This window comes from Okeania hirsuta, from assembly GCF_003838195.1.
In the GTDB taxonomy this organism is placed as follows: Bacteria; Cyanobacteriota; Cyanobacteriia; order Cyanobacteriales; family Microcoleaceae; genus Okeania; species Okeania hirsuta.
This window is the reverse complement of record NZ_RCBY01000030.1, coordinates 40,623-49,925: the sequence shown is the minus strand read 5'-3', so window position 1 is coordinate 49,925 and position 9,303 is coordinate 40,623. Positions and strand designations below refer to the sequence as shown.

Here is a 9,303-nt window from a genome sequence, read left to right as displayed (position 1 = left end):
GGTCAGAATTTATTACAGAAACTCCTTACTCAGATATACCAGAATATTTTGACTTTCCTCCCGGTCATCCATTACCAGGAAAATTATATAGAGTGCATCCCTTAAAATCGAAAAGTAATAAATATATTCCTATAGAAGTATTTGACTCTTTACTTTATGCAGAAAGAGAAACTGAACTAATTCGCTTATTGGTAGATTTAGGAGCAACTCAAATAATAATTTTTGTCTAATATCAATTCCTCTGATTTATACGTTTTTATTGGAAATTTAGCCGTTGCTGATTCTGGGTATGATTTGATAATTTTATATTTTTAATTTTGTATTTTGGATGGTTTGAACTACTTGTTAATATTAACTGTTCCCTGTTTCCTATTCCTTATTCCCTACAAACCTACTTTCATACCTTAATTCAGCAATGCCGAAATTTATAGAGACATCAATTTTATCTATGTTTTTGATTTATGGTCTAATAGAATATATAGCAGTCGAAGGAAAGGGCGGGGACAAGTCAAAAGCTTAAAACTAAGACAACGTAAGATTTTTCCTTCCTCCTTCTTCCTTCTTCCTTCTTCCTTCTTCCTTCTTCCTTCTGCTATAAAATTGTGAATTAAAATTTCTAGAACATAGGATAAATAAAATAATGACGGAATCTAAAACTGGACGAATGTTGCTTTCCCATAATTTTGAACTCTCAGAAAATACCCTGCCTGAATTAAATAGGGAAGAATTTGCTCAAGTTTTCATTAATGGTTTAAGCAAATATCCACAACTTAAATGTCGGCAATTAAATCATCCTCATTGGATGGTAGAAATTTTATTTGAAAATCAAGTTTTTTCCCCACCTCAAGTTGGTAAAAAATGTGCTGAAGCTTTAATAGAAAAGCGAATAATTCAAAAAAATGACAAGGATTTAATTGTTGATGTTTTGATTCTGGGAGGTTTGAAAAAAACACCTCCATTAAGTGATTATCCTGATACTCTACAAACAGGAGAATGGGGTATTGATGTTGTAGAAACTCACTCAGCAGAAACTTTTCTCAATATCCTTAACTGGGATGAAAAAACTGCCGGAAAAACCATTGAAAATATTTTTAAAATAGAAATGAAAAATATTCTTAGTTAATTTATTTACTTAATCCATTTCTGCTTGAAAAGTTGTGCGAGGTATGTTTCACTCTTTAGTCAAAGTGGTAGATTCAAGATTGATAAAACTTACGCAAAAGACAAAAATATACACCATTTGTAGGAGTTAACGGCCGTTAACCCCTACAATATTTGGTGGTTATGCGTAAGTCCTGATTAAATAAAAAAAATGATTTAACAATTTGTTGAGGAAGAAATAGAAAATATGTTTGAGAATCAATTCAACGCCCGCAAAATCTGTCCAAAAATTATTTTTTAAGGCTGATATTTTTCCTTCTTCAAATTGAAAACCTATTGGGGTTATTGATAATTCTAAAGCTACCAGAATATAGACTAATATGAAACTGATTTTAGTTGCTCCAAATAGATCTTTATAGCAATGTGCGCTGGCATATTTACAAATTACAGTAACTGTCCAATAGCTAAAAGCCTGATATTATCGGTTTTTTTATTCCCCCTGTTGCCTGTTGCCTGTTGCCTGTTGCCTGCGCACAGCGCTATATATGATGCTTTTCAAGAACATTTCCATTATTTACCCAATCTAGAAATTATCAATAATTATTTCGAGACTGTACCAGAATATGACTGTTTAGTAAGTCCAGGAAATTCTTTTGGACTTATGGATGGTGGTATAGATGCAGCGATCGTCAAATATTTTGGTGATTTTTTAATGACTTCGGTTCAACAAAAAATATTAGATGAATATCTGGGCGAACAACCAGTTGGCACATCTACTATTGTCGAAACTGGTCATCCCCAACATCCTTTTCTTGCCCATACCCCCACTATGCGCGTACCTATGTCCATTGCTGGCACTGATACTCCTTATATCGCAATGTGGGCAATGTTACTGACAGTGCGACACCACAACCGTCAGCAAAAGCAACAAATTCAAAATGTTGTCTGTCCAGGTTTAGGTACAGGAATAGGAAAAGTTTCTTACCAAGAAGCAGCTAGACAAATGGCTCTTGCTTATGACCATTTTGTTTACCCGCCGAAATCAATTAACAATTTTATTGCTGCTGAAAGGCAACTCCAAATTTGGGAAGAGGGAGACTTGAAAAAAAGATATAGTTAAATTTATTACTATTATTTATAAGTTAGTTATTGATTTGGCTAGGCGATCGCTATTTTTAGCTACACTATGAAATGTTAATTTTAATTATATTAACTAATATCTTGTGGATGTAGTAATTTTATTTGAGTTGCGTCAAAGAACTGGTTGCTTTTAGGCTAAAGGCAGAGATAAACACCAACAGTTACTATTGGTAAATATAGCAGTCTCCGGAAAAGGTGCGGATATATCAAAAGTTTAAAATTCAGATAACCCAAGATTTTTCCTTGTTGTTTCTTCCTTCTGTGTAGAACTAGGAGAAACACCAACAGTTATTATTGGTAAATATAGCAGTCTCAGGAAAAGGTGTGGATATATCACTCATCTTAAAAATCAGATAACTCAAGATTTTTTCTTTTTATTTATTCCTTTTTCCTTGTTATTTATTCCTTCTGCATAGAACTAAGAGAAATACCAAAATTTACCAATAGTAAATATAGCAGTTTCAGGAAAGAGCGCGGATATATCACTCATCTTAAAAATCAGATAACCCAAGATTTTTCCTTGTTATTTATTCCTTCTGCATAGAACTAGGAGAAATACCAAAATTTACTATTAGTAGATATAGGAGTTTCAGGAAAGAGCGCGGAAATATAAAAAGCTGAAAACTCAGATAACCCAAGATTTTTCCTTGTTGTTTCTTCCTTCTGTATAGAACTAGGAGAAACACCAACAGTTATTATTGGTAAATATAGCAGTCTCAGGAAAAGGTGTGGATATATCACTCATCTTAAAAATCAGATAACTCAAGATTTTTTCTTTTTATTTATTCCTTTTTCCTTGTTATTTATTCCTTCTGCATAGAACTAAGAGAAATACCAAAATTTACTATTGGTAAATATAGCAGTTTCAGGAAAGAGCGCGGATATATCAAAAGCTGAAAACTCAGACAACTCAAGATTTTTCCTTGTTGTTTCTTCCTTCTACATAGAACTAAGAGAAATACCAAAATTTACTATTAGTAGATATAGCAGTCGAAGGAGAGAGGGCAGACATACCAAAAGCTGAAAATTAAGACAATTCAAGATTTTTCCTTTTTCTTTCTTCCTTCTGCATTAATAAATACTATTGCTTTTAAATTTTAAATTAGAGATACTTTCTACTCCTTAACTCCAAAGTAAATTACTAAATTTATAGGACTACCTTAATATGACTAAAAAATTAAATAGACGCTCATTTATTTCCTATAGTACAGCAACATTAATAACTAGCTTATTATTAAAAGCTTGTGCTGATTCTCCTTCTACAATGATTCGGACAGAAAATCCTAGTAATGATTCTATAGATAATTCTGAAACTTTTAAAATTGCCATTGCTTTACCTGGAGTTATTACTGATGGAGGATGGAATCAATCTGGTTATGAAGGGGTAAAAAAAGCAGCCGAAATTCTCAATGGTGAGATGATTTATGTAGAAAATATTGCCCAACCAGACCAGGTAGAAACCCTTTCTGATTTTGCTAGGAAAAATTACGATTTAGTCGTAGGTCATGGCGGACAATTTGATGCTGCTATTCAACAAGTAGCTAGTCAATTTCCCGATACATTTTTTTTGGGAGTTAATGGTAATATTGCTGGTGAAAATTACGCTTCGGTGACAACAAATTATTTCCAAATGGGTTATCTTGCTGGTGTAATTGCTGGTTTGATGACTAAGACTAATAAAGTTGCTTATCTTACAGGTTTATCTTTTAAAGGAACTAACTTACAAGGTAAGGCGTTTGAGTTAGGTGCTAAGTCAGTAAATGACAGTGTTGAAGTTGTAATTAGTTACACTGGAGATTTTAATGATATTGCTAAAGGAAAGGAGGCAGCTTTGGCTTTAATTTCTACTGGGGTTGATGTGATTTATCACTTATTAGATAATGCTGCTCCAGCAGTTTTGAAAACGGCACAAGAAAAAGGAATTTATGCGGTGGGTAATACAACTGACCAGCTTGATGTTGCGCCAAAAGCAGTGCTAACCAGTGCAGTGCAGGATGTTGGAGGAGCGATCGCTTATGTTGCTAATCTTGTTAAAAATAATCAAGTTAAGGGAGAAAAATATATTTTAGGAATTGAAAATCCAGATATTACTAAGTTGGGTCGTTTTAATGATGTTTTGCCAGAAGAAGTTCAGCAAAAAGTGGAAGAAGTTCAGCAACAAATGTTGGCTGGAAAACTGAAGTTTGAAGATTGTACAGAAGGTGGTCGAGATAAAGTTTGTGTAAAAAAATGAAGAAAGAAGGAAGAAGAAATAAGGAGGAAGGAGAGAGGTAGAAAAGGAAGAAGTAGATAAGGAAGAAGGTGTTTAGCAATCTAGGAGATAAGGAAAAATCTGGCGTTGTCTGAGTTTTAAGCTGTTAATATGTCCACGTCTTTTCTTTCGACTACTATCATTAAAGTTAGGAGGTAGAAGGGAAGAGATTTTTGAATAATGAATAATATGGATTATGTGGAGGGAAAATATCTACCTCCTCTCTACTATTGCGAATGTCGCAATAGTCATTTCATTTTGTGAAGCACCAAAACTTGAGGTCTGTGGTGGAGAAAATATCTACTTCCTCTCTGTGTTGCGAATGTCGCAATAGTCATTTCATTTTCTTAAACATCGGAAAAATATCTAGCTCCCCTCTCTGTTACGAATGCCGCAATAGTCATTTCATTTTGTGAAGCACCAAAACTTGAGGTCTGTGGTGGAGAAAATATCTACCTCCTCTCTCTATTGCGGATGTCGCAATAGTCATTTCATTTTCTGAAGCATCGAAAAAATATCTAGCTCCCCTCTGTGTTGCGGATGCCGCAATAGTCATTTCATTTTCTGAAGTACTAAAACTTGAGGTCTGTGGTGGAGAAAATATCTACTTCCTCTCTGTGTTGCGGATGTCGCAATAGTCATTTTATTTTGTGAAGCACCAAAACTTGAGGTCTGTGGTGGAGAAAATATCTACCTCCTCTCTCTGTTGCGGATGTCGCAATAGTCATTAGTCAAAACTGCTATAAATTTTTGCCCAGGTGCTTACTTTCCCATCTATGGACGAACAAATTTATTCAGTTCTTTAACCAATAAATGTACAGTTGTGGAAGGATTATCATTAACAGGATTAGGTGGATTATGTTGCTCTAATAACTTCTCAGCTGCTTTAACCAAATTACTTTTGCCACTAGCATTCGCGCCATAAACAGCACAACTTTTCAGCAAATTTAATTCATCATCAACTTGAAAAACATTATTTTCATCAACACTTTTATTATTAGCAGTTAAATCTGTAGTCACCATACTCAAAGTGACAATTTTTTTAAAAGATAAATAGTTACCAACACTGAATTGAATCAGCATAGAATTATAAAGAATAGGTCGAGTGGTAAATTTGTGAAAAATTACAAATTCACACTAATTATACTATTGATGATTACTTTATATGAAATAGAATAATTACCGCTACGGAATATCTCACATAACACCCTGAAAAAAGAGAAAATATATAGCAAATATTTTAATATTTCAGATTATATAAACAATTTTAATATGTGCATTGTACATAGGTAAGTATTTCCGTTTGTCATGCTGCGCAAACAGCCTTCAGCGAACCTTCTACAGATGAACTGCGGACTTCAGCTATCAGCTATGAGTTATTAACTTATTATCGCACCGAAGGAGAAATTAATTTCCAAAGAGTGAAATATGTTTGCTTCGGCATTTCGCACCGAAAGAAAAAGGTTATCAGCTAACCTTAGTAAGTTATTATGTTCATGGTTCTGAATGCGAGCGCATGACAAACGGAAATGCTTAATGCTAATAGCTGAATGCTGACGTATATAGTAGGGAAAAATCATAGTATTATAGCAATCATAAATCATTTGTAAAAAATTTCAGGATATATAAAAACTCTCAAACTTTTACCCCTATTTCCTGTTTCTTAAATTCAAAGATATTTTTACCAGCAACTCAAATAGGATTACTATATCTATTTAGAATAGATAAATTCTCATTCCCAGGAGTTTTGCTATAGTATAGAAATACTCAAGAATAAAATCATATGACATCAGAAAAAGAATCCTTAAATCAACCAATAACAGCTAACTCTATAACTCCCTGGTGGCTAAAAATATGGCAACAACAAAAAGAAAATATTAAAGTTTTGGCGATCGCTTTATCTTTATCTTTATTAGTCAGAATATTAATTGCAGAACCAAGATATATACCTTCAGACTCAATGATACCTACTTTAGAAGTAGGCGATCGCCTAGTAGTGGAAAAAGTCTCTTATTATTTTCATCCACCTGTTAGAGGGGATATTATTGTTTTTCAACCACCCCAACAGTTACAACGCTATGGTTATGCTAAAAATCAAGCTTTTATTAAAAGAGTTATTGGTCTGCCAGGAGATACTATTAAAATTGAGAATGGTTTAGTGTATATAAATGACCAACCGCTGACTGAAAATTATATTGCTGAACCCCCTGAATATACTTTACCAATTTCAATCAAAGTTCCTGAAAATCAATATTTTGTGATGGGAGATAATCGTAATAATAGTAATGACTCTCATGTTTGGGGTTTTTTGCCTAAGAAAAATATTATAGGTAGGGCAATAATTCGCTTTTGGCCTTATCAAAGATTAGGAGCGTTAAATCCGAAATAATTCTCCTAATACCAATTTGATAAAATATTTCGACATTCATGTAACAGGGAGTAGGTAGCAGAGTCAAGATAAGTATATTAAAAAAAATCAAAAAGGTTAAATAAAGGAAGCAAAAATTTGAGATCTTCTCTCAAGAGCGCTTCAATAAATTCAATCAAACATTTTTATTATACTTAATCATCATCATCCGGACATGGTATAATTTTTTTTACCCTTAGTAAAACACTTAAAACTTAACATTTAAAATCTAATACCTAAAATCTAATACCTAATACTAAATCCGGTTATTATAGGGTAGTTACCTAAATATTCAAATCCTTATCAGACAAAGATTTTGATTTTTTTGAATATCTCGTTACTAAACCGGATTTTGTATAAGACCTAAAACTTAACACCGAAAACCTAATACCGAAGACCTAATACCTAAATTCCTTACCATTGTTGTTTATCTAAAACAGGAGGTAAACTAAGTTTAGGAAATTTGTAGAATGTATCTCCTTGTTCATCAATTTCTAAGGTTGCAGTGAAAACTTGTACTTGACCTTCAAGATATTTCTGAGCTATTTGAGCATCAACTTTAGCCGCAGCAGCTAATTGAATTAGAGAAATTTTACCATTTTGAAGTTCTAATAATTTGTAAAAGGCATCATCTAAAATACGCTTTTGTTCTCTGTCATTAGATATATTAAATATAAATGCACCTAATACAATTCCTAATCCTGTGAATATTACGAATTCGATAACAGCCATTTAATCAAAAAGAGAAATAAGTAAGAAATAATAAATCAGAATAAACCAAAAATCCGAGAGATAAAATTAGAAGATTAGCTATAGCAAAATCCAGAAGAGAAAATGAAACTATAGATGTATAGTAAAACTTTTTTTACCTATAACAACTGTAATAGCAGTGGAAGGAAAAGGTGCGGACATATCAAAAGCTTAAAACTAGGACAACGCCAGATTTTTCCTTCTTCCTTCTTCCTAAATTTTTCCTATTTTTATAACTGTAATTTTTATTATTTAAACTTTAAACTAATTAGAGTAATTGGTAGCTTAGTCTGAAAATCTCAAGATGATTTTAGTCGCTAAATTATCCAATTACCCTAATTTTAGGCTAAGTTTTACCTAACTATTTTAAGCTTCAGGTTCAACAAGATTTTCTAATCCAGCAACTACCTTAGCAGAAATAATTTTGTCTCCTTTACCTAATTTTTCCAAAACCTTTTTCCCTTCCACCACATAACCAAAAACCGTATAACGACCATCCAGTAAATTTACTCCTGCAGGCGTTAATTCTGGTTGGAATAAGAAAAAGAAAAATTGAGAAGAACCACCATCATTTTCAGATTCAGGACGAGCCATTGCCACTGTACCATAAGCAGAAAAAGGCAGAACAGGTTGCTCCCGAAAACGACCAATTTCTTCTAAAGTAAAACTATATATTGGTTCCTGATCTCCCTTGACCAAAATTTCCAGTGGAATACTACGATACTCACCACTACCAGGGTCAATAAAACCAACTTCTGGGCCAGGAGGGTCTCCAGTTTGCAAAACATAAGACTGTTCTGAGCGAATAAACTCTAGGCCATCATAAAAACCCCTCTGAACCAAATCTACAAAATTACCAGCAGTAATAGGGGCACTATAACCATCAACAACCAAAGTCAAAGAACCCTTTTCCGTTTCCATCTCAATAGTAGCGCGACCTTTGAGTTGAGGTAAACTAGCAAACTCTGAAGGTACTTCAAACGGAAATCCTTCTAGCATCAACTTTTCAAGCTGACCCACTAATACCAGTAGTTGTGCCCGTTGCTCCAATACTTGTTCCCCATCTTTAGCTTCAGCAACTTCTCGAATATTAATAATGCCCCGATTGAGTTGTTCAATTATGGCCTCTGCCTCAGATTGTTTCGACTCAGAAACACTAGCTAATAACTGAGACTTACTAATATTAAGAACCCTAGATGCAGCAGCAATATCACTACTAACAGAAGACCAACGTTTTGCTCGCAGTCTATTAGCAATATCTTCCAGACTCCTTTGTATTTTACGCACTGGTTCATTGTCTATCGGTAGAGCATACCTCAATAATGCCTTACCATCAGTAATCGGATCGCCCTGGGGCAAACGACTTTCACGAGTTGTTGTGCTACCACCAAAGTCCCACCAAGCAGCACTAAGACCAACAGACAAAGTGAAAAGTAATAGTGCTAGGATGCCAGTTTTAAGCAAGCGTTTACAAGTGTTAATGACGGAATTGTGAAGATTTAGCATATTTATGAATTTTTGTTCCCTTACTAATATTACATGGCTGTCCACACTCATCGGATTTTTGGGGGCAAAAATTAGGTTTTAGATTTGGTCACGACTTATAGCAATGTGTGCTGGCATATTTACAAATTGCAGGAGGTGTCCAATAGCT

The 9,303-nt window shown here is 33.8% G+C and carries 9 protein-coding genes; 5 read left to right on the top strand and 4 right to left on the bottom strand.

Annotation, left to right across the window (positions count from 1 at the left end; genetic code table 11):
• The 4 genes from D5R40_RS34825 to D5R40_RS07810 form a co-directional block, all read left to right on the top strand.
• Positions 1–230: hypothetical protein (locus D5R40_RS34825; RefSeq protein ID WP_205127618.1), on the top strand; the 230-nt coding region annotated here is incomplete at its 5' end.
• Positions 231–640: 410 nt separating this feature from the next.
• The gene (locus D5R40_RS07820; protein ID WP_124145892.1) at positions 641–1,123 is read left to right on the top strand and encodes a DUF2656 domain-containing protein; all 483 of its coding nucleotides are present in this window, start codon (positions 641–643) and stop codon (positions 1,121–1,123) included.
• Between the two features lie 501 nt (positions 1,124–1,624).
• Positions 1,625–2,221: a macro domain-containing protein gene (locus D5R40_RS07815; RefSeq protein ID WP_240039060.1), complete on the top strand. Its 597-nt coding sequence runs from the start codon at positions 1,625–1,627 to the stop codon at positions 2,219–2,221.
• A 1,185-nt stretch (positions 2,222–3,406) separates the two neighbouring features.
• Positions 3,407–4,474 carry a BMP family protein gene (locus D5R40_RS07810; protein WP_124145890.1) on the top strand — a complete coding sequence of 356 codons (1,068 nt, stop codon included), beginning with the start codon at positions 3,407–3,409 and terminating at the stop codon, positions 4,472–4,474.
• 418 nt (positions 4,475–4,892) lie between these two features.
• On the opposite strand, the gene D5R40_RS34820 is transcribed toward D5R40_RS07810, so the two are convergent.
• Positions 4,893–5,048, bottom strand: a complete 156-nt coding sequence (locus D5R40_RS34820; RefSeq protein WP_161564611.1) for a hypothetical protein — start codon at positions 5,046–5,048, stop codon at positions 4,893–4,895.
• Between the two features lie 218 nt (positions 5,049–5,266).
• On the bottom strand, positions 5,267–5,575 hold the full coding sequence (locus D5R40_RS07805; protein WP_205127438.1) for an AAA family ATPase: 309 nt from the start codon (positions 5,573–5,575) through the stop codon (positions 5,267–5,269).
• A gap of 700 nt (positions 5,576–6,275) precedes the next feature.
• On the opposite strand from D5R40_RS07805, the gene lepB reads away from it, so the two are divergent.
• The gene (gene lepB, locus D5R40_RS07800) at positions 6,276–6,881 is read left to right on the top strand and encodes a signal peptidase I (protein ID WP_124145889.1); all 606 of its coding nucleotides are present in this window, start codon (positions 6,276–6,278) and stop codon (positions 6,879–6,881) included.
• Positions 6,882–7,313: 432 nt separating this feature from the next.
• On the opposite strand, the gene D5R40_RS07795 is transcribed toward lepB, so the two are convergent.
• Together D5R40_RS07795 and D5R40_RS07790 are read right to left on the bottom strand one after the other, a co-directional pair.
• A complete protein-coding gene (locus D5R40_RS07795) occupies positions 7,314–7,631 on the bottom strand; it encodes a hypothetical protein (RefSeq protein WP_124145888.1) in 318 nt (105 codons plus the stop codon).
• Positions 7,632–8,015: 384 nt separating this feature from the next.
• Positions 8,016–9,155, bottom strand: a complete 1,140-nt coding sequence (locus tag D5R40_RS07790; protein ID WP_124145887.1) for a peptidylprolyl isomerase — start codon at positions 9,153–9,155, stop codon at positions 8,016–8,018.
• Positions 9,156–9,303 lie beyond the last annotated feature (148 nt).

What these genes read in the sequence shown, in the direction of transcription:
- lepB (WP_124145889.1), top strand. Translation starts at nt 6,276, where the DNA reads ATGACATCAGAAAAAGAATCCTTAAATCAACCAATAACAGCTAACTCT.
- D5R40_RS07805 (WP_205127438.1), bottom strand. Translation starts at nt 5,575, where the DNA reads ATGCTGATTCAATTCAGTGTTGGTAACTATTTATCTTTTAAAAAAATT.
- D5R40_RS07795 (WP_124145888.1), bottom strand. Translation starts at nt 7,631, where the DNA reads ATGGCTGTTATCGAATTCGTAATATTCACAGGATTAGGAATTGTATTA.
- D5R40_RS07820 (WP_124145892.1), top strand. Translation starts at nt 641, where the DNA reads ATGACGGAATCTAAAACTGGACGAATGTTGCTTTCCCATAATTTTGAA.
- D5R40_RS07790 (WP_124145887.1), bottom strand. Translation starts at nt 9,155, where the DNA reads ATGCTAAATCTTCACAATTCCGTCATTAACACTTGTAAACGCTTGCTT.
- D5R40_RS34820 (WP_161564611.1), bottom strand. Translation starts at nt 5,048, where the DNA reads ATGACTATTGCGGCATCCGCAACACAGAGGGGAGCTAGATATTTTTTC.
- D5R40_RS07810 (WP_124145890.1), top strand. Translation starts at nt 3,407, where the DNA reads ATGACTAAAAAATTAAATAGACGCTCATTTATTTCCTATAGTACAGCA.